This window comes from Thermobifida alba (assembly GCF_023208015.1).
Lineage (GTDB): Bacteria > Actinomycetota > Actinomycetes > Streptosporangiales > Streptosporangiaceae > Thermobifida > Thermobifida alba.
On the sequence record NZ_CP051627.1, the window covers coordinates 278,458 to 303,129 of the forward strand.

The 24,672-nt window shown below is 72.7% G+C and carries 23 protein-coding genes; 13 read left to right on the plus strand and 10 right to left on the minus strand.

All coding sequences use genetic code 11. From position 1 onward, the window contains the following. The first annotated feature begins 45 nt into the window (after positions 1 to 45). Positions 46 to 1,410, plus strand: coding sequence for a cellulase family glycosylhydrolase (locus FOF52_RS01230; protein WP_248591985.1), 1,365 nt, complete (start codon positions 46 to 48; stop codon positions 1,408 to 1,410). Positions 1,411 to 1,536: 126 nt separating this feature from the next. On the opposite strand, the gene FOF52_RS21840 is transcribed toward FOF52_RS01230, so the two are convergent. Beyond that, complete coding sequence (locus FOF52_RS21840; protein WP_282573791.1) at positions 1,537 to 2,943, minus strand: cellulase family glycosylhydrolase; 1,407 nt, start codon at positions 2,941 to 2,943, stop codon at positions 1,537 to 1,539. Positions 2,944 to 3,195: 252 nt separating this feature from the next. Between FOF52_RS21840 and FOF52_RS01245 the strand changes: the two genes are divergently transcribed. Beyond that, the gene (locus FOF52_RS01245) at positions 3,196 to 4,194 is read left to right on the plus strand and encodes an exonuclease domain-containing protein (RefSeq protein ID WP_248591986.1); all 999 of its coding nucleotides are present in this window, start codon (positions 3,196 to 3,198) and stop codon (positions 4,192 to 4,194) included. Here FOF52_RS01245 and FOF52_RS01250 read toward each other — a convergent pair. Then, a complete protein-coding gene (locus tag FOF52_RS01250) occupies positions 4,161 to 4,685 on the minus strand; it encodes a GNAT family N-acetyltransferase (RefSeq protein WP_248591987.1) in 525 nt (174 codons plus the stop codon). The two genes, FOF52_RS01245 and FOF52_RS01250, sit on opposite strands and share 34 nt — an antisense overlap. Positions 4,686 to 4,729: 44 nt before the next feature. Next, positions 4,730 to 5,368 carry a P-loop nucleotide/nucleoside kinase family protein gene (locus FOF52_RS01255; protein WP_248591988.1) on the minus strand — a complete coding sequence of 213 codons (639 nt, stop codon included), beginning with the start codon at positions 5,366 to 5,368 and terminating at the stop codon, positions 4,730 to 4,732. 113 nt (positions 5,369 to 5,481) lie between these two features. Here FOF52_RS01255 and FOF52_RS01260 point away from each other — a divergent pair, with 113 nt between their 5' ends. Continuing rightward, a complete protein-coding gene (locus tag FOF52_RS01260) occupies positions 5,482 to 6,231 on the plus strand; it encodes a PIG-L deacetylase family protein (RefSeq protein ID WP_248591989.1) in 750 nt (249 codons plus the stop codon). Positions 6,232 to 6,268: 37 nt separating this feature from the next. On the opposite strand, the gene FOF52_RS01265 is transcribed toward FOF52_RS01260, so the two are convergent. Further along, complete coding sequence (locus tag FOF52_RS01265; protein WP_248591990.1) at positions 6,269 to 6,886, minus strand: TetR/AcrR family transcriptional regulator; 618 nt, start codon at positions 6,884 to 6,886, stop codon at positions 6,269 to 6,271. 436 nt (positions 6,887 to 7,322) lie between these two features. Here FOF52_RS01265 and FOF52_RS01270 point away from each other — a divergent pair, with 436 nt between their 5' ends. Continuing rightward, complete coding sequence (locus tag FOF52_RS01270; protein ID WP_248591991.1) at positions 7,323 to 8,093, plus strand: DeoR/GlpR family DNA-binding transcription regulator; 771 nt, start codon at positions 7,323 to 7,325, stop codon at positions 8,091 to 8,093. 75 nt (positions 8,094 to 8,168) lie between these two features. Here the strand turns inward: FOF52_RS01270 and FOF52_RS01275 are convergent, their stop codons facing one another. Beyond that, positions 8,169 to 8,570, minus strand: coding sequence for a VOC family protein (locus tag FOF52_RS01275; protein WP_248591992.1), 402 nt, complete (start codon positions 8,568 to 8,570; stop codon positions 8,169 to 8,171). Between the two features lie 312 nt (positions 8,571 to 8,882). Here FOF52_RS01275 and FOF52_RS01280 point away from each other — a divergent pair, with 312 nt between their 5' ends. The 8 genes from FOF52_RS01280 to FOF52_RS01315 all read left to right on the plus strand — a co-directional run bounded on the left by FOF52_RS01280 (position 8,883) and on the right by FOF52_RS01315 (position 19,322). Further along, positions 8,883 to 9,899 (plus strand): LacI family DNA-binding transcriptional regulator, encoded by a 1,017-nt coding sequence (locus FOF52_RS01280; protein WP_248591993.1) that lies wholly within the window; start codon positions 8,883 to 8,885, stop codon positions 9,897 to 9,899. 348 nt (positions 9,900 to 10,247) lie between these two features. Further along, a complete protein-coding gene (locus tag FOF52_RS01285; protein WP_248591994.1) occupies positions 10,248 to 11,966 on the plus strand; it encodes an ABC transporter substrate-binding protein in 1,719 nt (572 codons plus the stop codon). A 114-nt stretch (positions 11,967 to 12,080) separates the two neighbouring features. Further along, positions 12,081 to 13,076 carry an ABC transporter permease gene (locus tag FOF52_RS01290; RefSeq protein WP_248591995.1) on the plus strand — a complete coding sequence of 332 codons (996 nt, stop codon included), beginning with the start codon at positions 12,081 to 12,083 and terminating at the stop codon, positions 13,074 to 13,076. After that, entirely contained in the window at positions 13,073 to 13,987 is a 915-nt protein-coding gene (locus FOF52_RS01295; RefSeq protein WP_248591996.1) for an ABC transporter permease, read from the plus strand. The genes FOF52_RS01290 and FOF52_RS01295 overlap by 4 nt, the downstream gene beginning before the upstream one ends. 4 nt (positions 13,988 to 13,991) lie before the next feature. Further along, the gene (locus FOF52_RS01300) at positions 13,992 to 14,942 is read left to right on the plus strand and encodes an ABC transporter ATP-binding protein (protein WP_248591997.1); all 951 of its coding nucleotides are present in this window, start codon (positions 13,992 to 13,994) and stop codon (positions 14,940 to 14,942) included. A gap of 4 nt (positions 14,943 to 14,946) precedes the next feature. Then, a complete protein-coding gene (locus FOF52_RS01305) occupies positions 14,947 to 15,879 on the plus strand; it encodes an ABC transporter ATP-binding protein (RefSeq protein ID WP_248591998.1) in 933 nt (310 codons plus the stop codon). Between the two features lie 282 nt (positions 15,880 to 16,161). Then, the gene (locus tag FOF52_RS01310) at positions 16,162 to 18,657 is read left to right on the plus strand and encodes a glycoside hydrolase family 2 protein (RefSeq protein ID WP_248591999.1); all 2,496 of its coding nucleotides are present in this window, start codon (positions 16,162 to 16,164) and stop codon (positions 18,655 to 18,657) included. A 185-nt stretch (positions 18,658 to 18,842) separates the two neighbouring features. Further along, complete coding sequence (locus FOF52_RS01315) at positions 18,843 to 19,322, plus strand: hypothetical protein (protein ID WP_248592000.1); 480 nt, start codon at positions 18,843 to 18,845, stop codon at positions 19,320 to 19,322. Here FOF52_RS01315 and FOF52_RS01320 read toward each other — a convergent pair. Then, the gene (locus tag FOF52_RS01320) at positions 19,292 to 19,870 is read right to left on the minus strand and encodes a class F sortase (RefSeq protein WP_248592001.1); all 579 of its coding nucleotides are present in this window, start codon (positions 19,868 to 19,870) and stop codon (positions 19,292 to 19,294) included. The genes FOF52_RS01315 and FOF52_RS01320 overlap by 31 nt on opposite strands. Next, positions 19,860 to 20,426 (minus strand): hypothetical protein, encoded by a 567-nt coding sequence (locus tag FOF52_RS01325; protein WP_248592002.1) that lies wholly within the window; start codon positions 20,424 to 20,426, stop codon positions 19,860 to 19,862. Before FOF52_RS01325 ends, FOF52_RS01320 begins: the two co-directional genes overlap by 11 nt. Before the next feature lie 175 nt (positions 20,427 to 20,601). Between FOF52_RS01325 and FOF52_RS01330 the strand changes: the two genes are divergently transcribed. Then, positions 20,602 to 21,969, plus strand: coding sequence for a sensor histidine kinase (locus FOF52_RS01330; RefSeq protein WP_248592003.1), 1,368 nt, complete (start codon positions 20,602 to 20,604; stop codon positions 21,967 to 21,969). Between the two features lie 34 nt (positions 21,970 to 22,003). Here the strand turns inward: FOF52_RS01330 and FOF52_RS01335 are convergent, their stop codons facing one another. The 3 genes from FOF52_RS01335 to FOF52_RS01345 all read right to left on the minus strand — a co-directional run bounded on the left by FOF52_RS01335 (position 22,004) and on the right by FOF52_RS01345 (position 24,466). Then, positions 22,004 to 22,660, minus strand: a complete 657-nt coding sequence (locus FOF52_RS01335; RefSeq protein WP_248592004.1) for a response regulator transcription factor — start codon at positions 22,658 to 22,660, stop codon at positions 22,004 to 22,006. 92 nt (positions 22,661 to 22,752) lie between these two features. Next, complete coding sequence (locus FOF52_RS01340; RefSeq protein WP_248592005.1) at positions 22,753 to 23,535, minus strand: hypothetical protein; 783 nt, start codon at positions 23,533 to 23,535, stop codon at positions 22,753 to 22,755. A 1-nt stretch (position 23,536) separates the two neighbouring features. After that, positions 23,537 to 24,466, minus strand: coding sequence for an ABC transporter ATP-binding protein (locus FOF52_RS01345; RefSeq protein WP_248592006.1), 930 nt, complete (start codon positions 24,464 to 24,466; stop codon positions 23,537 to 23,539). Positions 24,467 to 24,672: the final 206 nt, after the last annotated feature.

Consider the following 24,672-nt stretch of genomic DNA (forward strand, 5'->3'; position numbering starts at 1 on the left):
CCGCGTAATCCACTCGTGTACACCCCTGCTTTCGTGAGGAAGGCCATGAGAAAACGCCTCACGGTCGCGGCAGCGACGGTTCTCGCGCTGCTCGCCTCCGTCTTCGTCATCGCGCAGCCGGCCGGCGCCGCCACCGGTCTGCACGTCCAGAACGGACGGCTCCACGAGGCCAACGGCCAGGAGTTCGTCATCCGCGGCGTCAGCCACCCCCACAACTGGTACCCCCAGCACACCGGCGCCTTCGCCGACATCAAGGCGCACGGCGCCAACACCGTGCGCGTGGTGCTGAGCAACGGCGTCCGCTGGGCCAAGAACGGCCCCTCCGACGTCGCCGGCGTCATTTCCCTGTGCAAGCAGAACCGCCTCATCTGCATGCTGGAGGTGCACGACACCACCGGCTACGGGGAGGAGGGCGCCGCCTCCACCCTCGACCAGGCCGTCGACTACTGGATCGAGCTGAAGAGCGTGCTGCAGGGCGAGGAGGACTACGTCCTGATCAACATCGGCAACGAGCCCTACGGCAACGACGCCGCCACGGTGGCCGACTGGGCCCCCGACACCTCCGCCGCCATCCAGCGGCTGCGCGGCGCGGGCTTCGACCACACCCTCGTGGTGGACGCCCCCAACTGGGGCCAGGACTGGTCGCACACCATGCGCGACAACGCCGCCGGCGTCTACGCCAGCGACCCGACCGGCAACACCGTCTTCTCGATCCACATGTACGGCGTCTACGCGCAGGGCGCCACGGTCACCAGCTACCTGGAGCACTTCGTCAACGCCGGCCTGCCGATCGTCATCGGCGAGTTCGGCCACGACCACTCCGACGGCAACCCCGACGAGGACACCATCATGGCCGAGGCCGAGCGGCTGGGCCTGGGCTACATCGGCTGGTCGTGGAGCGGCAACAGCGGCGGCGTCGAGTACCTGGACATGGTCGACGACTTCGACGGCGACAGCCTGACCCCGTGGGGACAGCGGATCTTCTACGGCCCCGACGGCATCGCCGACACCGCCCAGGAGGCCACGGTCTTCGGCCCGCCGACCGAGCCCACGGACCCGCCGACCGAGCCCACCGATCCGCCGACCGAGCCCACGGACCCGCCGGTGGAGCCCACGGGCGACTGCACGGCCGCCTACGCCACCATCGGCAGCTGGGGCGGCGGCTTCCAGGGCGAGGTCACGGTCACCGCGGGCGACTCCGCCATCTCCAACTGGACGGTGAGCTGGACCTTCCCCGGCGGCCAGACCGTCAGCCAGGGCTGGAACGCCAGCTTCAGCGGCAGCAGCTCGGTCACGGCCGGCAACGTGTCCTACAACGGCCAGCTGGGCGCCGGGCAGTCCACCGCGTTCGGCTTCATCGGCTCGGGCAGCGCCCCCGACTCGCTGGTGCTGAGCTGCACGACCGACTGACCCCCCGACCACCACCCGAACCGGTCGGAGACAACGGACACGAAGGAGCGGCCCGCGGGGACACCCGCGGGCCGCTCCGCCGGTTCCGGGCGCGCCGTGCGCGGCGCGGCCGGTCTCAGCCGGGGATCAGCCGTTCCGGAGCTGGTCGCGCGCCCACTGCCCGGCCGACTTCAGCGAGGAGCCGTTCCACGGGCCCCCGGCCGCGCAGGTGCCGGGCCGGAAGACCGCCCCCGCACGGAAGTCGTCGGAGTAGTTCCACTTCGTCCAGCCGATCTTCTCCTGCTTCATCAGGTCCAGGTAGCGCTCGGCCATCACGTAGTCGTTGGTGCCGTCGCCGGTGTAGGACTCGGTGCCGAACTCGGTGACGAACACCGGGAACATCTGGGCCGCGCTGCGCAGCGCGTCGAGGTAGTCGTCCCGGTGCGAGGCCGCGTAGAAGTGGAAGGCGTACATGACGTTGCCGGCGTCGACCGGGTCGGCGGCGATCTCCGCGGGGCCGGAGCCCTCGGAGACGCCGAGCGAGGACCAGCCGGGGGTGCCGACGATGACCACCGAGTCGGGGTCGCGCTGGCGGATCACCGGGATGACCTCCTCGGCGTAGCTCTTGATCGAGGCCCAGCTCACCCCGTTGGGCTCGTTGGCGATCTCGTAGAGCACGTTCTCCTTGCCCGCGTGGCGCTGGGCGATCTCGGCGAAGAACGTCTTGGCCCGGTCGAGGTTGTAGTGGGGGTCGCCCGGGGTGAGGATGTGCCAGTCCACGATCACGTACAGGCCGCGCGCCGTGGCCATGTCGATCAGCTGGTGCATCCGGTCGGTGAAGCCGCGCGGGTTCGTCTCGTAGCCGTCCTCCTGGATGTACATCGACAGCCGGATGATGTCGGCCTGCCAGTCGTGGGCCAGGGCGTCCAGCGAGCTGTCGGTGAGGCAGTGGTCGAACCACTGGATGCCGTGCGTGCTCATGCCGCGCAGCTGCACCGGGTTGCCGTTCTCGTCGCACAGCTTGGTGCCGCAGACCTCGACCTTGCCGTACCGCTCGACGGGGGTGCCGGCGCCCGGGTCGGTGCCGGGGCCGCCGGGGTCCGTGCCCGGGCCGCCCGGGTCGGTGCCCGGGTCGGAGCCCTCGGCGCAGGGCGCGCCGTTGACCGTGCAGCCGACGGGGTCGCCGCTTCCACTGGCCGTGAAGCCGAAGGAGGCGGTGCCGCCCGGCGCGATGCTGCTGTTCCAGGAGACCCCGGTGAAGGTGTGGCTGGTGCCGTCGGCCGTGTGCTGGGCGTTCCACGCCTGGTTGACCGTGGTCCCGTTCGGCAGGGTGAGGACGACCTGCCAGTGGGAGACGGTGCCGCCGGTGTCGTTGTGGACCGTGACGGAGGCGGTGTAGCCGCCGTCCCAGGTGGACTCCTTGGTGAAGGTGGCGGTGAGCCCGGCGGCGCGGGCCACGCCCGGGGAGAGCAGCGCGAGGAGGAGGGCGAGCGCGGCGGTCAGCGCGACGGCCGCCGGGGTGGCGCCCCGCAGGGCGGTGGGGGGTCTGGTCATCGTTCCTCCAGGGGGAGAGGGAGTGCCGAGCGCCTCGGGAGCGCTCCCATGCCGAACGGCGCCGCGTCCGGGGGCAGGAGCGACCCCCCGGGGGGCGGCATTCTCGTTCGGTAGGGGGACGGTAGCACACCGTCAAGGGGTGGAGGTGATCTGGATCACCCTCCGAGGTGCGAGGGACGGCCCCGAAGCCCCCGGACCGGTCCGCCGCGGGCTCTAGGGTGGAAGGCACAGGCCGGAAGGAGGACGCCGACGATGCCCGATTCCTGGACCGCCATCGACTTCGAGACCGCCAACCGGGACCGGGGCAGCGTCTGCGCGGTGGGACTGGTGCGGGTCGCCGACGGCCGGATCGTCGACCGCTACACCACCCTGGTCCGGCCCCCCGCGCCGGTCGACCACTTCGACCGCTTCAACACCGAGTTCCACGGGATCACCCCCGAGCAGGTCGCGGACGCCCCCGCCTGGCCGCAGGTGCACCGCACGATCCTGGAGTTCGCCGACGGCGGCCCCTTCGTCGCCCACAACGCCGTGTTCGACATGGGCGTCATCCAGGCCGCCTGCGCCCACACCGGACTGGCGGACCACCCGCTCGACTACGTCTGCTCCCTGGACACCGCGCGGCGGACCTGGCCCGCGCTGCGCGACCACCGGCTGCCCACGGTCTGCCGCCGCATCGGGCACGACCTGCGCCGCCACCACGCCGCCGACGCCGACGCCGAGGCCGCCGCGCACATCATGCTCGCCGCGTTCCGGGAGCACGGCGTGGCGACGCTGCCCGAGCTGTGCCGGCGGCTGCGCCGCCCGCCGCGGCGCACCGCCGCGCGCCCCGCAGGGCCGGCCCCCCTCCCCGAGGCGCTGTGGACGCCCGGTGCGAAGTTCGACCGGTGGCGGCGGGAGGCCGAGACGCCGCTGCCCGAGCCGAACCCCGACGCCGACCCCGGCGGCCCGCTGTTCGGGCGCGTCGTGTGCGTCAGCGGCGAGCTGGCCGCCCTGTCCAAGCCCGAGGCGTGGCGGCGCATCGCCGCGGCGGGCGGCGTCCCCGCCAAAAACGTCACGCGCCGCACCGACGTCCTGGTCACGGGCGCCAACGGGGGCGGGCGCACGGCCAAGCACCGCCGGGCCGAGTCCTACAACGCCACCGGCTCCGCCATCGACATCATCGACGAGGCCGAACTACTGGCCCGGCTGGCCGCCGGGACGGGCGAGAAGGCGGCCGCTTACAGGTCCGAGGGGCGGCAGCGGAAGACCTGAAGGCGGCGGCCGTCGTAGTACTTGTCGGTCTCGCCCACCCACTCCATGCCGATGCGGCGCGCCGTGGCGATGGCGCGCTCGTTCGCCGGCCGCGCGACCGCGAACACCTCTTCGAGGCCCTGCTCGAACGCCCAGCGGATGAGCGCCCGGCTCGCCTCCGTGGCGTAGCCCTGCCCCCAGACGTCGGGGCGCAGCTGCCAGTTGAGCTCGAAGTCCTCCTCGAACGGCGGCAGCAGCCGCAGCGACAGCCCGCCGATGACCTCGCCGTCGGCGAGGCGCACCACCGCCCACCGGCCGGCCGGCGGCACCAGGTTGGGCTGCGCCTCCACCCACGCCTCCAGCACCGAGCGCATCGCGGGGACGCCGTCGACCGCGCCCATGGTGATCCAGCGCGCCACCTCCGAGGAGCCGTAGATCCGATAGGCGGCCTCGGCGTCGTCGACGCTCCAGTCCCGGATGAGGAGCCGCTCGGTGCGCAAGGGTGGTGTCATAGAGCTCATAGTAAGAGCCGGTATACCCGATTGGTCCAGACCTGTCACCCAGGATTTCCCCAGATTTGGCGGTCCCGTTGGCCGCCGGCGTGGGAGTCCGGCCAGTGCCGGCGGACCAGGGCGTCGACCTGCTCGGCCAGCGGGACGGCCCCCCGGGCGTTGTCCACCCGCACGTGGGGCGCCACCGGCGGCTCGGCGGGACGGACCCGGGCGGTGAAGGCGGCGAAGTCCGCGAGCTTCCCGGCGTCGCGGGTCCGGCCGCGGGAGACGAGGCGCTCCCGCAGCGTCTCGGCGTCGCTGCGGACCCACAGCAGCCGCACCGGCTCCCCGCCCAGCTCCGCCACCCAGGCGCGCCACCGGGACAGGTCGCGGATCTGCTGGGTGAAGGGGGCGTCCAGCAGCACCGGGCAGCCCGCCGCGCGGATGCGCCGCGCCGCCGCGGTCAACCCGCCGTACTCGTGTGCCTTGACGTGCTCGTCGTACCAGGCGCCCTCGCGCTCGCCGTGCGGGCGGCCGTGCGCGCGCAGCAGGGCCGCGACGAAACCGCTGTAGAGGACGTCCTTGTCCAGCAGGGCCGGGACGGGGCGCACACAGCGCAGCAGCAGGCCGGCGACGGTGGACTTGCCCGCGCCGGGGGCACCCGCGACGATCCACACGGGCGCGGGGGGCGGTGAGTGGCTCATCCGTCCAGTCTGCCGGGAGCGGATCGGTCCCGACCAGCCGGTTCCGCGCATGCGGTGCGGGGTTTGGGGCATGTGACCAGCACACGGGACCGCCGCTGAAGAGGAGGCACACCATGCGCGCCACACGGTGGGCGGAACGGCGCCGACACCCCCTGGACCGGCCGGGGACCTCCGAGGCGTCCTGGCGGGGGTGGCCCGCGCTGCGCGAGTTCCCCGCGGTCCACATGGCCGGGATCGGCAGCGTGGTCGCCGTCGCCCCGCACCCCGGCGACGAGATCCTGTCGGCCGGCGGGGCGATCGCCATGCTGGCCGCGGCGGGGGCGCGGCTGCGCGTGGTCTCCGTCAGCGACGAGGGCGAGTTCGGCCCCGGCACCCGGGGGACGTCCTGGGAGCGGCTGACCGAGGTGCGGCACGCGCTGCGGGTGCTGGGCGCCGAGAGCGCCGAGATCGTCCCGCTGGGGATGTCCGGCGAGGCGATCCGCGAGGGCGGGGCCGGACTGGAGGAGGCGCTGGTCCGGCTGTGCGCGGGCTTCGACCTGTGCCTGGCCCCCTGGGAGGGGGACCGGCACCCCGAGCACGAGGTGGTGGCGCGGGCGGCGCGGATCGCCGCGACCGCGCTGGGGATTCCGCTGCTGGGCTGCCCGGTGTGGCTGTGGCACTGGGCGCACCCGGAGGACGACCGGGTGCCGTGGGAGCGGGTGAACCGCATCGTGCTGCCGGAGGAGACCCGCCGGCTCAAGGTCGACGCGATCGCCTGCCTCAACGTCTGGAGCGGCGCGAACCACGTCACGGCCGACGGCTCGGCGCTGTCCGCGGAGAAGGTCGCGCACTTCATCCGGGACGCCGAACTGGTCTTCCGGTAGACCGCCCGGCGGGCCCCGCGCACGGGGCGCCGCCGGGTCAGTCGCGCGCGACGCCGAGCAGGTGGTGCAGCACCAGGTCCTCGTAGACGTCGCCGAGCTGCTCGGGGGTCATCCGCGCGTCCGGCTCGTACCAGTTCAGGCTGGACTCCAGGGTGCTCAGCACGGTCGCGGCCGTCACCGGTTCGCGGGAGCCGCCGCCGGGGGAGAACACGCCGTCGGTGCGGCCCCGTTCGAGGATGCGGTGGATCCGGTCCTGGTAGGCGCGCAGCAGCCGGGACAGCTCCCGGTAGCGGACCGGGGACATCGTCCGCAGGGTGGGCAGCAGCACCCGGCACAGCTCCAGTTCGGTGCGGTAGCGGCAGTTGAACTCGATGTGGCGGCGGATGAGCTGGCGCATCTGCTCCACCGGCGGAGCAGACGCCTCGGCGGCCGGCCCGTGCTCCACGAGCGCGCGGACGCGGTCGAGCACGAGCCGGTGGACCAGGGCGAGCTTGCTGGGGAAGGCGCGGCGCATGTCGGCCGGGTCGACGCCGGCCCGGGCGGCGACGGCGTCCAGGCTGACGGCCTCGGGGCCGTGCGCGGCGAAGAGGCGGCCGGCGGTGTCGAGAACGTGTCGGGTGAACGGGGCGTCCTGCGCTGAGAGGTCAGTGGTCATCGTCGTCACTCAACCCCGGCACCTGCGAACCGTGTCCGCGGGGAGCCTGTGCGGGGCGGGGGTTGGTCCCCCTCGGGGGGTCTGCGGTTTTCGGTTACGAGCGGGGTTAGAGGTCAGAGGATAGCGCCGCCCGGGTGAGAAAGCCGTGAGTTTTTCGTTTCCCCAGGCGGGAAGACTTCTGAAGAGATATTTCCTCCTGTTACGAATTTCCTTCGAAGTGATATGAATTCCGGGATGCGCGCCATTTTCCGCGAAACGGGGGCGCGCGGCGGCCCCGGGGCCGCCGCACCCGCTCCCGGGACCCGCCCCGCGCCGTCCTCCCCGGCGGCCGGAGAGGGCGGGGACGGGCGCGGCCTGGGCGGGCGGAACTGCTAAGAAAGAGATGCGCGCCCCACAGCGCCCCCCGCACCGAGCAGAACCGAACGAAGGCCAGAAGATGATCCCCGACCAGCGTCGCGAACACATCCTCAAGCTGCTGCAGGAACGCCACGTCCTCAGCATCAGTGAACTCACGTCGATGCTGTCCGTCTCGCACATGACGGTGCGCAGGGACATCCAGGCCCTGGAGAACGAGGGCAAGGTCCTGTCCGTGACCGGCGGAGTCCGGCTGGCCGCGCGGCTCAAGAGCGAGCCGTCCTACCTCGCCAAGGCGCAGCTGGAGGTGCCGGCCAAGCGCGCCATCGCCCGGGCCGCCGCCGAGCTGGTCCGGGAGAACTTCACGATCTACCTGGACGCGGGGACGACCACGCTCCAGATGGTGCCGCTGCTCACCGACAAGGCCGGGCTGACCGTGGTGACCAACGACTTCAACGTGGTCGGCCACCTCATGGAGTACCCCAACATCGAGCTCATCCACACCGGCGGCGTGGTCTCGCACGCCGACCACTCCTCCGTCGGGCAGTTCACCGCCGAGTTCCTCCGCAGGGTCAACGTGGACATCGCGTTCGTGGCCAGCAGCTCCTGGGACCTCGACCGGGGCTCCACCACGCCCTCGGAGGCCAAGGTCGTGGCCAAGCAGGAGCTGCTGCGCGTCGCCTCCAAGAGCGTGCTGACGGTGGACAGCACCAAGTACGGCAAGTTCGGCACCTTCACGGTCGCCCACCTGGCGGAGTTCGACCTCATCATCACCGACGACCGGCTCCCCGACAGTGCGGTGCAGCAGCTGCGGGAGCGCGACATCCGCGTGCAGCTGGTCCCCGTGGAGTGACCGGACCGCGCCGGCGCGGTCCCCGTGCGGGGGCGGAGGCCCCCGCCCCCGGCGCCGCGGGGAGGGGCAGGCGGCTCAGTCCGCGGGCCGGGCCGGGCAGTACAGCTCCAGCTGGATGCCGTCGGGGTCCTCGAACACCAGCAGCGACCCGTGGTCGCGGCGCAGGATCGGGGTGTGCTCCACCTCCAGCAGGTCGAGGCGCCGCTCCCACTGCTCCAGCTCCTCGGGGGAGGAGACGCTGAAGGCCAGGTGGTCCAGGCCGGCGTGCCGGGGGTCGAAGCGCGCGTTGAAGTGGTCCCGGTGCTGGGTCAGGCACAGCAGCAGCCCGCTGGGGTGGCGGCAGGTGGTGCGCAGCCACCGGGCGTCGTCGGTGGTCTCGTACTCGCGGAAGCCCAGGACGTCACGGTAGAACTCGACGCTGTCGTCGCGGTCGCGCACGGACAGGGTGACGTGCGCGATCCCGGTCAGGACGGGCACGGGTCCCTCTCTTCGGCGGTACGGCGACCGCCGTCCGCGCGGGGAGAACAAGGCAGGCACGAACGCCCAGCGTACGCCGCGGCCCCGGAGAAGGGAACACGGCGGGGGCAATGGTGGAAAATGGTGCGCCCCCGGGGCCGCGGCACGTTTCCGCACACCGGCGGGCGGACGGAAGGGGCGGCGGGACCGCCCCGCGGCGCCGCGCACCCCGCGGGGCGCGTGGTCGGACCACTCCTGCGGCGCGCTCGCGGGGAAACGGCCGTTGGTAACCTCACCCCAGATGAACCGGTTCATCAGCCACGGGGGAGACGGATGAGGCGCCCGACGATCGTTGACATCGCCAAAGCCGCGGGAGTGTCCAAGGGAGCGGTCTCCTACGCGCTCAACGGCCGCCCCGGGGTCTCCGACGCCACCCGCCGCCGCATCCTCGACATCGCCGAGCAGCTGGGGTGGGCGCCCAGCAGCGCGGCGCGGTCGCTGTCGGACGGCCGGGCCTGGGCGATCGGCATGGTCGTGGACCGGCCCGCCCGGACGCTGGCCGCCGAACCGTTCTTCATGCAGCTGATCGGGGGCATCCAGATCGAACTGGACGGCAGCCCGTTCTCCCTGATGATGCGCTCGGCGGAGGACCGGGAGGTGGAGACGGCCACCTACCAGCGCTGGCACGCCGAGCGCCGGGTCGACGGCGTCCTGCTGGTGGACCTGCGCCGCGACGACCCCCGGCTGCCCTACGTCAAGGAGCTGGGGCTGCCGGCGGTGGTGATCGGCGGCCCCGAGCACACCCAGGGGCTGCCGTGCGCGTGGACCGACGACGCCGACGCCATGAGCGAGGTGGTCCGCTACCTGGCCGGGCTGGGCCACCGGCGGATCGTCCGGGTGGCCGGACCGGCGGAGTTCGTGCACACCGAGGTGCGCTCGCGGGCCTTCGCCCGGACGGCCCGGGAGGCCGGGCTGACCCTGGCCGAGGTGGTCCACGCCGACTACTCCGACTCCCGGGCCGCCGACCTCACCCGGGAGCTGCTGTCCGGTCCGCACCCGCCCAGCGCCCTCGTCTTCGACAACGACCTGATGGCGGTGGCGGCGCTGGGCGCGGCCCAGGAGATGGGCGTGCCGGTCCCCGGGCAGCTGTCCATCGTCGCCTGGGACGACTCCAGGATCTGCCAGGTCATCCGGCCCGCGCTGACCGCGGTCGGGCGCGCGGTGACCCAGCACGGCCGGATCGCCGCGTCCCTGCTGATGGAGGTCATCGAGGGGGGAGCGCCCCGCTCCCGGCAGACCCCGCCCAGCCGCCTGGTGCCGCGGGCCAGCACCGGCCCGGCCCCGTCCTGACCCGCCCGCCGGCCCCGCACTCCTCCGCAAGGAGGACCCGCGTCCTTCGTCCGGGCCCGTGGCACGGAGCGGCTAAAATGGCCGTTGACCTGCGCTGATTCGCGTAAACCGGTTTAGTTTTCATAACGGTGTCTTGACGCTGAACCGGTTTATTGATGTTCTTTCGTTCACTCCCGTCCGTGACCCACGTCATGCTGCGGACGGGGAGGGAGAGAGAAGCAGCCGCCTCGGGCGGCATCCGCGTACCCAGATGGACCGGCTACGGGGGGCCGGGGTTTGGGAACGCTCCCAGTCGGCTGTCGCCGGAGGACACGCCGCCGGCGACAGATGGAGGAGAGAAGAAGGACGATGCGAAACCGCTACAGGTTTCTGATCCCCCTCGCGCTGGTCAGCCTGCTGGCCACGTCCTGCGCGGGTGACACGGAAGGCGACGGTGGCGCGGCAGGCGACTACCCCCGTGCGGAGACCCTCTACACCGGCGGCACCCAGTGGGGGCCGCCGAGCACCTGGAACCCCCTCGACACCGGCGGACACGCCACCGGCACGGTGGGCCTGGTCTACGAGACCCTGTTCCTCTACGAGCCGCAGTCCCGCGAGTACATCCCCTGGCTCGCCGAGAGCGGCGAGTGGGTCGACGACACGACCTACGAGCTGAAGCTCCGCCAGGGCGTCACGTGGAGCGACGGCGAGGACTTCACCGCCGACGACGTGGTCTTCACCGTCGAGGTCGGCAAGTACGAGGCCTCCACCTACCACAACCTGTGGGAGTGGCTGGAGAGCGCCGAGGCGGTCGACGACCACACGGTCAGGTTCACCTTCTCCCAGGCCAACTACGCGCAGTGGGCGAACTGGCTGTACTCCAACGCCATCGTGCCCGAGCACCTGTGGTCGGAGCGCTCCGAGGAGGAGATCCTCACCGGCGCCAACGAGGACCCCGTCGGCACCGGCGCCTACCTCTACGAGACGCACGACCAGGACCGCCAGGTCTGGAAGAAGAACGAGGACTGGTGGGCCATCGAGGCGCTCGGCCACGAGGTCGCCCCCACCTACATCGTCGATGTGGTCAACACCAGCAACGAGGCCGCGCTGAGCCAGGTGCTGCAGGGCAACATCGACATGAACAACAACTTCCTGCCGGGCATCGCCCAGCTGGTCCAGGGCGGGTACCAGGTCCAGACCTACTACCCCGAAGAGCCCTACATGATCCCGGCCAACACCGCCTGGCTGGTGCCCAACACCACCAAGGCGCCGATGGACGACCCCGAGTTCCGCAAGGCGCTCTCGGCCTCCATCGACATGGACGAGATCGTCAACAACGTCTACGGCGGCCTGGTCACCGAGGCCGACCCCACCGGCCTGCTGCCCGTGTGGGAGGAGTACATCGACACCGGGGTCGTCGAGGAGTACGCCACCCCGCGCGACCCCAAGGTCGCCAAGGACCTCCTCAAGGAGGCCGGCTACGAGGACACCGACGACGACGGCTTCGTCGAGACGCCCGACGGCGACCCGATCGACCTGAGCCTCATCGTCCCCAGCGGCTGGACCGACTGGATGGAGGCCGCCCGGGTCATCAGCGAGAGCGCGGCCGAGGTCGGCATCAAGGTCACCGCCGACTTCCCCGAGTTCAACGCCCTGGTGGACCAGCGCAACAGCGGCGAGTTCGACCTGGTGATCAACAACGAGCGCCAGATCAGCAACACGCCGTGGACCTACTACGACTACATGTTCCGGCTGCCGATCCAGGAGCAGCAGGGCACGACCAACTTCGGCCGCTACGAGAACGAGGAGATCTGGGAGCTGGTGGGCGAACTCGACAGCATCCCCGTCGAGGACACCGAGAAGATCCGCGAGGTCGCCGGCAAGATCCAGCGGATCCACCTCGAGGAGCTGCCCATCATCCCGCTCTGGTACAACGGCCTGTGGTCGCAGACCAACACCTCGGTGTGGACCAACTGGCCCTCCAGCGAGACCGACAACAACTACCTGCCCTCGACCTGGCGCGGCTACTTCCAGCTGGGCGGCATCCTGATGCTGACCGAGCTGGAGCCCGCTCCGGAAGAAGAGTAGGCGGAGAGTTTTCCCGAGACGTGGTCCGCTGAACCGCCCCCGCCCCGCCGCCCGGCCCACCGCGCCGGGCGGCGGGGCGGGGGCCCGTGCGACCACCGAGCCCAGGAGGGCCCGTTGCGCAGATACTTCGGCCGCAAGATCTTCGTCTACGTTCTGACCTTCTTCGCAGCCGTCACCATCAACTGGATGATCCCGCGGCTCATGCCCGGGGACCCCATCAAGAGCCGCCTCGCCCGCGCCTCCCTGAGCGACTCCGCGGCGGCCGAGGCGCTCTACGACTACTTCAACAAGATGTTCGGCCTGGACCAGCCGCTCTGGCAGCAGTACCTCAACTTCTGGGTGTCGCTGCTCCAGGGGGACCTGGGGATCAGCATCTGGAACTTCCCCACACCGGTCACCGACCTCATCATGGGAGCGGTCCCATACAGCCTGGGGCTGCTGCTCCCCTCCATCGTCATCAGCTGGTTCGTCGGCAACTGGTTCGGCGCCTACGCCGCGCGCAGCAAGTGGCTGGACAACACCATCCTGCCGCTGGGCTACGTGCTGACCGCCACCCCCTACATGTGGCTGGCGCTGCTGCTGGCCTGGAGCCTGGGCATCGTCGCGGGCTGGTTCCCCGCCGCCGGCTCCTACGGCCTCTCCCTCCAGCCCGCCTTCACCTGGACGTTCATCGCCAGCCTGCTGGAGCACTGGTTCCTGCCGTTCCTGTCGCTGTTCCTGGTCGCCCTGGGCGGCTGGGCCATCGGCATGCGCAACATGATCATCTACGAGCTGGAATCGGAGTACTCCAACTACCTGCAGGCCCTGGGCGCGCCGCGCCGACTGGTCCGCCGGTACGCCTTCCGCAACGCCATGCTGCCCCAGATCACCGGCCTGGCCGTGCAGCTGGGCACGGTCGTGGCGGGCGCGCTGCTCACCGAGATCGTCTTCTCCTACCAGGGCCTGGGCTACCTCATCCTCCAGGCGATCCAGAACCAGGACTTCTTCCTGCTGCAGGGAGCCTTCCTGTTCATCGTCATCGGCGTGCTGATCGCCAACTTCATCATCGACGTCGTCTACGTCCTGGTCGACCCGCGGGTCCGCGTCCAGATGCAGGGAGGGGCCAAATGACCGCCGCGCAGCCGCTGCCCGACCCGACCACGGCGCCGGAGGAACCCGCGGCCGCCGCGCCGGAGGCCCCCCGGCGCGAGGCCCTGTACTTCGCGCTGCGCAACCCCAAGCTGATCGTCGGCCTGACCATCGTGCTGCTGTTCCTGCTGGTCGGACTGGTCGTCCCGCCGTTTCTGGAGCACGGCCCCGGCGACCGGTACGCGCCGCCGCTGCTGCCGCCCTCGGGCGAGCACTGGTTCGGCACCACGCAGTTCGGCCAGGACCTGTTCACCCAGTTCGCCTACGGCGTCCGGGCGACCTTCCTGGTGGGCCTCCTCGGCGGCGGCATCGCGGCCGTCATCGGCATGACGATCGGCTTCGTCGCCGGGTACAAGGGCGGCTGGATCGACGAGGTCCTCAACATGCTGACCAACGTCGTCCTGGTGCTGCCCACCCTGGCGGTGCTGTTCATCATCGCCGCCTACGTGGACTCCTACAGCGTGGCGACGCAGTCCTTCTTCATCGGCATGACCTCCTGGCCGTGGGCCGCGCGCGCCGTCCGCTCCCAGGCGCTGTCGCTCAGCTCCCGCGACTTCGTCGACCTGGCCCGCCTCAGCGGGGTGCGGCCCTGGAAGATCATCGTCCGCGACATCGCGCCGAACATGAGCTCCTACCTGTTCATGACGTTCATCCTGCTCTTCGGCGGGGCCGTGCTGGCCGCCGCGGGACTGGACTTCGTGGGGCTGGGCCCCAGCGACGGCATGTCGCTGGGCCTGATCATGCACCAGGCCGTCAAGTGGGGCGCCCTGCAACTGGGCGTGTGGTGGTGGTTCGTGCCCCCGGGCCTGGGCATCACCGCGATCGTCGGAGCGATGTACATCATGAACGTGGGTCTGGACGAGGTCTTCAACCCCAAGCTGAGGGAGATGTGAGCAGGTGACCCTCGAAGTCTCGGACCTGCGGGTCTACTACCGCACCCTGCGCGGCGACGTCCGCGCCCTCGACGGCCCCACCTTCACCCTCGCCGACGGCGAGATCATGGGCCTGGCGGGCGAGTCGGGCAGCGGCAAGTCCACACTCAGCAAGAGCCTGATCCGGCTGGACGGCCGGATGCGCTACATCGGCGGCGACGTCGTCCTGGACGGCGACACGGTGCCGGTCTGGGACGACCGGGCCATGAACGACTTCCGCTACAAGCGGATCTCGATCATCCCGCAGTACGCGATGAGCGCGATGAACCCCACGCGCAAGATCGGCAGGATGATCGCCGAACTGCTGGAGTCGCGGGGGGTCCGCTTCCGGGAGATCCGCGACGAGCTGCACCGCCGCCTGGAACTGGTCGGGCTGGAGCGGGACGTGCTGGACCGCTACCCGCTCGAACTGTCGGGCGGCATGAAGCAGCGCACCGTCATGGTCATCTCGACCCTGCTCAACCCGTCGCTGCTGATCGCCGACGAGGTGACCTCGGCGCTGGACGTCTCCACCCAGCGGGCGGTCGCCGAGACCCTGGTGGAGTTCCGCGACCGCGAGTTCGTCAAGAGCATGATCGTGGTCACCCACGACATCTCGCTGGTCTACCAGATCGCCGACAGCATCATGGTGATGTACGCGGGACGGCTCGCGGAGAAGGCGCCGGCCAAGACCATCATCGAGATGCCCAGGCATCCCTACACCAAGATGCTGCTGGACTCCCTTCCCGAGGTGGGCGTCAAGTACGAGGACAGGCGGCTGAGCGGCATCCCGGGCAGCCCGCCCGGCCTGCTCAACCCCCCGCAGGGCTGCCGGTTCCGGGACCGCTGCCCGCTGGCCGACGAGCAGTGCCTGGAGCAGCCGCCGTTCGTGGAAGTGGAGAGCGACCACCACGTCGCCTGTTGGAAGGCCGAGTGAGCAGATGCTGAAATTCGACCGCGTCACCAAGGTCTACAAGGTGGGCGCCTTCGGCGGGGGCGAGTTCACGGCCGTGCGGGAGGCCACCTTCGAGGTGCGTCCCGGCGAGGTGGTGTCCCTGATCGGGGAGAGCGGCAGCGGCAAGAGCACCCTGGGCAAGATGGCGCTGCGGATCGCCTCGGCGAGCTCCGGGACGATCACCTGCGACGGCGTCGACGTGTCCACGCTGCGCGGCCACCGGCAGCTCAAGGACTACTACCGCAGGGTCCAGGGCGTCTTCCAGGACCCCTTCAGCAGCTACAACCCCGTCTTCAAGGCCGACCGGGTCTTCGCGATGATCCGCTCGGAGTACCACCCGGGCGTCTCCGACGCCGAGTGGCGCGACCGCGTGGCCGAGGCGCTGAAGGTGGTGCGGCTCGACCCGGACCAGGTCCTGGGCAAGTACCCGCACCAGCTCAGCGGCGGCCAGTTGCAGCGCATGCTGCTGGCCCGCGCCCTGCTGCTGGACATCGACTACCTGGTGGCGGACGAGGTGATCAGCATGCTGGACGCCTCCACCCGGATCGACGTGCTCAACCTGCTGGCCGACCTGAAGGCGCGGGGCATGGGCATCCTGTTCGTCACGCACGACCTGGCGCTGGGCAACTACATCAGCGACCAGACCGTGATCCTCCACAAGGGGGAGATCGTGGAGCGCGGACTCACCGGGAAGGTGTTCGGCGACCCGCGGCACCCCTACACCAAGAAGCTGTTCGCCTCGGTGCCGCAGTTCCACAAGAAGTGGGAGGAGGTCGAGGAGGAGCTGCGCGCCCGCGAGGCCGCCGACTCCTCGGCCCAGCCCTACCACCTGGCCGAGGGCCAGGAGGTCCCCAGCGAGCTGGTGGAGGTCTCGGAAGGGCACTACGTGCAGCCCTTCCGGCCCCGGGCCGCGGTCTGAGGACGCTTCGACGAGCCGGTCGGCGCAGGCCGCCGACCGGCTCCCACGCATGCCCGGCAACGGGGAAACCTCTTTTTTTCGGCTATTGCTGAACCGATTCATTTTGATCTCGGCCTCTTGACCCTGAACCGGTTTAGTAGTCTCATGGAAATCGCGGTGGCCCGACCACGGCCGCCGCGCGAGTCGGGTGCGGCCCGGCACCGGGTTACGCCCCCTCCCTCCTCCAGGCGCCCGGGTCGCACCCCCGACGTGCAACACACTCGCCTCACGTGTGGAGACGCCATGGCCGTGCGCATCGAACTGCGCGAGAACTGGACCCTGCGAGCCGAGGACCCCGGGCGGGTCCCGGTGCGGATCGGCCCCGCGGGGATACCGGCGACCGTGCCGGGATGCGTGCACACCGACCTCATGGCGGCCGGCCTCATCCCCGACCCCTACCAGGGCCGCAACGAGACCGGACTCGGCTGGATCGGCCGCACCGGGTGGAGCTACACCACCGCCTTCGACGCCGCGGCCCTGGCCGGGGCCGAACGGGTGGACCTGGAGTGCGAGGGGCTGGACACCGTGGCCACGGTGCTCCTCAACGGCGAACCGGTCGGCGAGAGCCGCAACATGCACCGCTCCTACCGCTTCGACCTGCGCGGCGCGCTGCGCCCGGGCGGCAACGAGCTGCGGGTCGACTTCGCCTCCCCCTACGGCTACGCCGAGGCGCTGCGCGACGAGCTCGGCGAGCGGCCCAACGCCTACCCCGAGCCGTTCCCGTTCATCCGCAAGATGGCCTGCAACTTCGGCTGGGACTGGGGGCCCACCCTGGTCACCTCCGGCATCTGGCGGCCCATCCGGCTGCACGCCTGGAGCACCGCCCGCCTGGCCCGGGTGGTGCCGCAGGTCACCGTGGCCACCGCCCACGACGGCACCGTGGAGGGCCGCGTCCTGGTCCGCGTCGAGGTGGAGCGCAGCGAGGCGGGCGAGGACGCCGAACTGGCGCTGAGCGCCCGCGTCGCCGGCCGGGAGCACACCGTCGTGCTGCCCGGCGGGGTGTGCCGCGCCGAGGTCGAGGTGACCGTCGCCGACCCCGGGCTGTGGTGGCCCCGCGGCTACGGCGACCAGCCGCTGTACGACCTGCGGGTCGGACTCGCCGGGAACGGCGCGGAACTGGACTCCTGGCAGCGCCGCGTCGGCTTCCGCAGCGTCGAACTGGACACCGGCGTCGACGAGGGCGGCCGCCGCTTCGCCATCGTCGTCAACGGCGTCCCCGTGCTCGTCAAGGGGGCCAACTGGATCCCCGACGACTGCTTCGTGACCCGGGTGGGACGCGACCGCTACGCCGAACGCATCGACCAGGCGGTCGCGGCCAACATGAACCTGCTGCGGATCTGGGGCGGCGGCCGCTACGAGAGCGAGGACTTCTACGAGCTGTGCGACGAACGCGGCGTCCTCGTCTGGCAGGACTTCCTGTTCGCCTGCGCGGCCTACCCCGAGGAGCCGCCGCTGGCCGAGGAGGTCGAGGCGGAGGCCCGCGAGGCGGTGGCCCGCCTCGCGCCCCACCCCAGCCTGGTGCTGTGGAACGGCAACAACGAGAACATCTGGGGTTTTTGGGACTGGGGCTGGCAGGAGCCGCTGGCCGGCCGCAGCTGGGGCGAGGGCTACTACCTGGACCTGCTGCCGCGCGTCGTCGCCGAGGTCGACCCCACCCGCCCCTACTGGCCGGGCAGCCCCTACTCGGGCACGCCGGACGTGCACCCCAACGACCCCCGGCACGCCACCGTGCACATCTGGGACGTGTGGAACGAGGTGGACTACACCGCCTACCGCGACTACCGGCCCCGCTTCGTCGCCGAGTTCGGGTTCCAGGCGCCGCCCACCCACGCCACCCTGCGCTCGGCGCTGCCCGACGAGGAGCTGCGCCCGGACTCGCCCGGCATGCTGCACCACCAGAAGGCCGCCGACGGCAACGGCAAACTCGCCCGCGGCCTGGCCCCGCACTTCGGCGAGCCCGCCGACTTCGACGACTGGCACTACCTGACCCAGGTCAACCAGGCCAGGGCGATCACCCTGGGCATCGAGCACTTCCGCGCCCAGTGGCCCGACTGCACCGGAAGCGTCGTCTGGCAGCTCAACGACTGCTGGCCGGTCACCTCGTGGTCGGCCGTGGACGGCGGGGGACGGCGCAAACCCCTCTGGTACGCCCTGCGCGCGGTCTACGCCGACCGCCTGGCCACGGTGCAGCCCGACGGCGACGGCCTGGTCCTGGTCCTGGCCAACGACACCGACGAGGAGTGGGCGGCCACCGCGCACGTGGCGCGGCGCGCCCTCGACGGCACGGTGCTGGCCCACACCGAGACGCCCTTCACCGTGCCCGCCCGCGGCGCGGCCCGGGTGCCGCTGCCCCGCCGGGTGGCCCGCCCCGGCGACGCGGCCGCGGAACTGGTCACCGCGGACACCGGGGCGCGCCGGGCGTACTGGTTCTTCGCCGAGGACCGCGACATCGCCTACCCCGAGCCGGCCTACGCCACCCGCGTCGTGCCCGACGGCGACGACCTGCGCGTCACCGTGACCGCGCAGAGCCTGCTGCGCGACCTCGCGCTGTTCGCGGACCGCCTCGACCCGGGGGCCGAGGCGGACGACATGCTGGTCACCCTGCTCCCGGGCGAGTCGCACACCTTCACGGTGCGCGGCGGCGCCCGCCTCGACCCCCGACGGGTGGTCGAACCGCCCGTGCTGCGCACCGTCAACGACGCGCTGCGCTGTGCCCGGGCGGCGGGGGCGCGGGGCTGACCAGCGCCGAGCCGGTCCCGGAGGGGTGAGGAAGCGGGCTTTCCGGGACCGGAGGGAGACGGCGGCACGTGGTGGGGCAAGCACCGCGTGCCGCCGTCGGGTAGTGTGGCGCCCTGCCGGCCGCGTGCCGGCGGGGCGACGCGCGGCCGTCGCGGTGGAAAGCGGTCGGATGCGGGAGGAAAGCGATGGACAACCGCGCCTCAGCGGAGCAGACGGCGCGCGACGCACTGGCCGAGGCCGCGGCCGTCGACCGCCGGATGCGGGCCCGGACCCGCGGATACGGCGTCTTCGTGCTGGCCCTGGCCCTGTTCTTCCCCGCGGTCCTGCTCGTCCTCGGCTTCGTCCCGCTGGACCCGGTGGTCCTCGCGGTCGGCAGCGCCGTCGTCGGCCTCTCGGTCGGGGTGGGCAGCGCCGTCGTCGGCGCGCGGCTCACCACGACCCCCCGCGGCTTCCACCGACGCTACCTCACGGCGTTTTTGACCTCCGCCGGCCTGTACACGGTGGCGGTGCTGGTCGGCGCGACGCTCCTCGCCGACAGCGCGGCCTGGTGGATCGGCAGCGCCGTGCTCACCGCCGTGCCGCTGGCCGTGCTGGGCTGGCAGATCCTGCGCGACGCCCGGCGGCCCGCGCCGGGTCAGGAGTCCGGGGCCGCCAGGCGGGCGTAGACCACGGTGTTGTCCGAGTAGTGGCCGGTGGCGGGGTCGAACGTCCCGCCGCAGGTGATCAGGCGCAGCTCCGGGCGGTCGAGCGGGCCGTAGACCCGTTCGGTCGGGAAGTCCTCCTTGGCCACCTGCTCCACCCGCTCCACCACGAAGACCGGCCGGGACCCGTCGGCGCGCAGGACGCGGACGGTGTCCCCGGGACGCAGTTCCGCCAGGCGGGCGAAGACCGACGGCCCGGTCCGGGTGTCCAGATGCCCGGTGATGACGGCGGGCCCCCGCTCCCCCGGGGAGGCGCCCAGCGAGTACCAGCCCGCCAGGTTGCCCTCCTCCAGCGGCGGGTCCTCCAGCGTGCCGTCGGGCTTCAGCCCCAGTTCCATCAGGGGCGCGTCCACCCCGATCGCCTCGATCGTCAACCGGACCGGCGCCGAGCGCTCCAGCGCCCGCTCCGGCACGGCGGCGCCGATCCCGCCGTCGGCCAGCGCGAACGCCACCCCCAGGACCACGGCCGCCAGGGCCCCGGCGCCGGTGCTTCTTCGTCGTCTAGCGGCCACGGCGCACCCCCCGCCGGCCGGAGGCCAGGACGAGGGCGCAGGCCGCCAGGACGCCGACCGCCAGCGCCGTGGGCAGCGCGGCGGAGCCGGCCGGGTCGGCCGTGCGGTGCAGGCCGCCGCCCCCCGAGTCCGGCGCGCCGCTCGGGGTGGGCCCCGCCGGCGGGCCGGCGAGGTCCGCCGACGCGTCCGGCGCGCCGTCCGGGGCGCCGTCCGGCGCGACCACGGTGACGCCGGAGTACAGCATCCGGCTGGAGTCGGCGGACCCGCACTCCGCCCTCACCTGGTACTGGCCGGGCTCCAGGTCCGCGTCCAGGGCGAAGTGCTCCTCGGAGTCCGCGGCCCCGTCCAGCGCGACCCGCGAGACCTCCGAGAACGCGGGCGAGGTGTACTCCACCCACTGGGCCCCGCCGGCGCAGGAGGCCCGCACGGCGACCGTGGACCCCGGTTCCGCCTTCGGCGGGAACACCGTGACGGCGTCGTCGGCGGACGCCGGTCCGGTCCCCGCGGCCAGGACCACGGCCACGGCCGCGATCGCGAACGCTGTCCGCACTCTCATGTTCCGCTCCCTCGCTGACGGGTCGCCGATGCCACACAGGAAACATCGCAGAGGGTCGGACATCTGTGACGTAAAGTGACGGGTGGTTGTGTAGTTTTTGCCCGATCTTTTCGGGTTTCGACAGCTGACTTTCGGCGGTGGTCGGCCCCCCGTACCCCGGACTAGCGTCGCCTCCATGAGGTTGTCGACCACGGGACTGCGCGACGTCAGAAAGGCCCTCCGCCCCGCCGGGGACTGGTCCACCCGGCGCGCGCGGATCGAGGACGCCCTGCTCGTCCTCGTCCTGGCCCCGGTGTTCGCCCTGGCGGCCGTCGGCGCGCGCTGGGAGCTGTGGCAGCAGGCACAGACCGCCCCGGTCGTCGCCGAGGCCGCCGCGGCGGTCCTGGCCCTGCTCGGCATCGTGCTGCTGGCCCGCCCCTACCCGCTGGCCGCGCTCGCCGCCGCGTTCCTGGGACTGGCGTGGCTGCCCGTCTTCGCACTGCTCACCGTGGTCACCGCCTACCTGGTGGGCAGCCGCACCCCGCACTCGCGGGCCACCACGGTCGTCTTCGCGCTGATCGGCGCGGGCGTCGTCCTGCAGGTCGTCCTGGCCCACCCCGCCGCGGCGACGGGCTGGTTCCGGGCGGTCACGCTCCTCACGTTCCACCTCCTGTTCCCGTGGGTGGTCGGCAAGTACCGGCGCCAGCGCGCGGCACTGGCCACCGCGGGCTGGGAACTGGCCGAGCACCTGGAACGGGAGCAGCGCATCGTCGCCGACCGGGCCCGGCTGCGCGAACGCTCCCGCATCGCCCAGGACATGCACGACTCCCTCGGCCACGAGCTGAGCCTGATCGCCCTGCGCGCGGCCGCGCTGGAGGTCGCCCCCGGCGCGGACGCGCACGTCCGGCAGGCCGCGCGGGACCTGCGGGAGAACGCCGCCGCGGCCACCGAGCGGCTGCGCGAGATCATCGGGGTGCTGCGCGACGACGCCGACCCCGCCCCGGTGCGGCCCGCGGGCGAGGACGTGGCCGCCCTGGTGGACCGCGCCCGCGCCGCCGGCATGGCCGTGACCCTCCTGCGCCGGGGACCCGTCCCGCCGCTGTCGGAGATGGCCGACCGCGCCGTGTACCGGGTCGTCCAGGAGGCCCTGACCAACGCCGGCAGGCACGCCCCCGGGGCGGCGGTCACCGTCCGGCTGGACCACGCCCCCGACCGGGTGGAGGTGCGGGTGGTCAACGACCCGCCGCCCGGGCCCGCGGCGGCGCCGGCCGGCGGCGGACACGGGCTGATCGGACTGCGCGAGCGGGTCCGCCTGGCCGGCGGGGTCCTGCGGGCCGGCGAGCACGCGGGAGGATGGCGGGTCGAGGCCCGCCTGCCCGCCCTGGGCAGGGACCTCGACGGCCGGCGGGAGCAGCCGCCCGCCGAGCCGGCCGAACGCAGCCGCACCTCCCGCTACTACCGCCAGGTCCGCGACCGGGTGCGCGGGGGACTCGTCGCGTTCGTGGCGCTGCCCTGCGCCGGGGCCGCGGTGCTCGCGGCCATCGTCCTGCTGGACAGCCTGTGAACCGCCCCGGCGCGGACGTGCGGCGGTCCGGGGCCTAGCGCCCGTCGGCCAGCCCCGCCTCGTGGGCCAGGATCGCGGCCTGCACCCGGTTGCGGACGTCCAGGCGGTTCAGGATCGTGCTGACGTAGCTCTTGACCGTGCCCTCCGTCAGGAACAGGCGGCGGGCGATCTCGGCGTTGGACAGCCCGGCCCCCACCAGAGCCAGCACCTCGCGCTCCCGGCCGGTGAGCGCCGCGACGCGGCGGCGCGCCCGGTCGGCGCGCGCCAGCCGGTCGCCGCTGAGCTCGGTGATGACCCGCTGGGCCACCCGGGGCGACAGGAACGCCGCGCCGTCGGCGATCGCGCGCACCCCCGCGATCAGCTCGTGCGGGTCCCCCGACTTGAGCAGGAAGCCGGACGCGCCGTCGGCCAGGGCGCGGGCGATGTAGGCGTCCTCCCCGAAGGTGGTGAGGACGGCCACCGCGGTCCGGGGCACGGCCCTGCGGATCTCGGCGACCGCGGCCAGGCCGTCCAGCCGGGGCATGCGGATGTCGAGCAGCGCCACGTGGGGCCGGTGCGACCGGGCCAGCGCGACGGCCTCGTGCCCGTCGGCGGCCTCGGCGACCACCTCGATGCCGGGGTCCGCGCTGAGGATGGCGCGCACCCCGGCCCGGACCGTCGCCTCGTCGTCGGCCAGCAGTACTCGGATCACCCGGCTCCTCCGTCCTCCCGTCCCGGCAGCGGCTGCCCCCTCGACGCTAGCGGCTGCCGCCCCCGCGACGCGGTCGCGGGGGCGGCAGCCGCTCAGGCGTCCCGGCCGCGCAGCGCCGCGTACCCCACGGCCAGCCCGCCCGCGGCCCAGCAGACCATGAACAGGGCCGACAGCGCGGGGGAGTGCGGGACGTCCACCCCCGAGGTGAGGACCTGCCCCAGCGGGGTGGGGGTGTAGTCGACGACCTCCAGCAGCCTCCGGCTGCCGATGATCTGCGCGAGCAGGGGGACGCCCACCAGCAGGCCGATGGCGCCCGTCACCGTGCCCGCGGTGCTGCGCAGCGCCGCACCGGCCCCCAGGACCAGCAGCGCCAGCGGAGCGAGGAACAGGCCGGGCCCCAGCAGGGCGTGGAACAGGCCGGAGGCGCTCACCTCCAGCGCGTCGCCGAAGTACCAGGCGGTCACCGCGAGGGAGACCAGGCCGATCAGGACCCCGGCCAGCAGGGCCACCACCGCGGTCACCACGGCCTTGGCCGCCAGCAGGACGCCCCGGCGCGGCACGGCGGTCAGCGTGGTGCGGGCCGCGCCGGCGGCGTACTCTCCGGTGACGACCAGCGAGGCCAGGGCGACCAGGGCGAACTGGGGCAGCAGGGTCGCCATCTGGGTCAGGGCCTGGGCGTCGATCCGCGTCGCGCCCCCGGAGTGCAGGATGGACTCCGCGCCCATCACGCAGGTGCCCGCCGCCAGGACCAGCGCCGCGGCCAGGCACGTCCAGGTGGACCGCAGGCCCCACAGCTTGGTCCACTCGGCGGCCAGGGCGCCGGGGAGACCGCCGCCCGCGCGCGCCGTCCCGGTCCGCGCCGTCGTGTTCGCCATGTCAGACTCCCGTTCCGTTCCGGTCCGCCGTGGCGGCGGAGTACTCGACGCTGGAGGCGGTCAGCTCCAGGTACGCCTCCTCCAGGGACACCGGCCGGGGGCTCAGCTCGTGCAGCACGACCCCCTCCCGGTGGGCCAGCCCGCCGATGTGCTCGGCGCTCAGCCCGGTGACGAGCAGCTCGTCGGCGGCGCCCTGCTCCACCAGGGCGCCCTCGGCGGCCAGCCGCCCGCCCAGCAGGGACGCCTGCGGGCTGCGCACCCGCACCGCGTGGCCCGAACCGGCCGCGACCACCTCGGCGACGGGGGCGTCGGCGATCAGCCGCCCCCGGCCGAGCACCACCAGCTGGTCGGCGGTGGCCTGCATCTCGCTCATCAGGTGGCTGGAGACGAACACGGTGCGCCCCTCGGCGGCCAGCGACCGCATGAGGCGCCGCACCCAGCGCACCCCGTCCGGGTCCAGGCCGTTGACCGGCTCGTCGAACAGCAGCACGGCCGGATCGCCCAGCAGCGCGGCGGCGATGCCCAGGCGCTGCCCCATCCCCAGGGAGAAGGAGCCGGTGCGGCGGTCGGCCACCTCGGTCAGGCCCACGGTCTCCAGCACCTCGGCCACCCGGGAGACGGGCAGGCCGTTGCTGCGCGCGAGCGCCGTGAGGTGGGTGCGGGCGGTGAGGCCCGGGTGCACGGCCCTGGCGTCCAGCAGCGCGCCCACCTCGCGCAGCGGGTGGCGCAGGGCGGCGTAGGGGCGGCCGCCCACCAGGGCGCTGCCGCTGGTGGGGCGGTCCAGTCCCAGGACCATCCGCATCGTGGTGCTCTTGCCCGCCCCGTTGGGGCCGAGGAACCCGGTGACCCTGCCGGGCAGGACGTCCAGGGTCAGGTCGTCCACGACGGTCTTGGCGCCGTAGCGCTTGGTCAGTCCGCGCAGGCTGATCACGTGCTCTCCTCCGTCCTCGGGTGTGCGGTCCCGACGCTACGGAGCGCGGGCCGGGCGCCGCATCCGGCGACCGGCAGGAGCGGCCCCTGACTTTCGGCAGGGAGGGCGGCCGGCGGGACGGGCGTGGGTCCCCGGCCGGGGGCCGCCGGACGGGTAGATTCGCGCAGGAACGGGCATCCTCGGGGTGCCGCCGGAGGGGCGGGGAC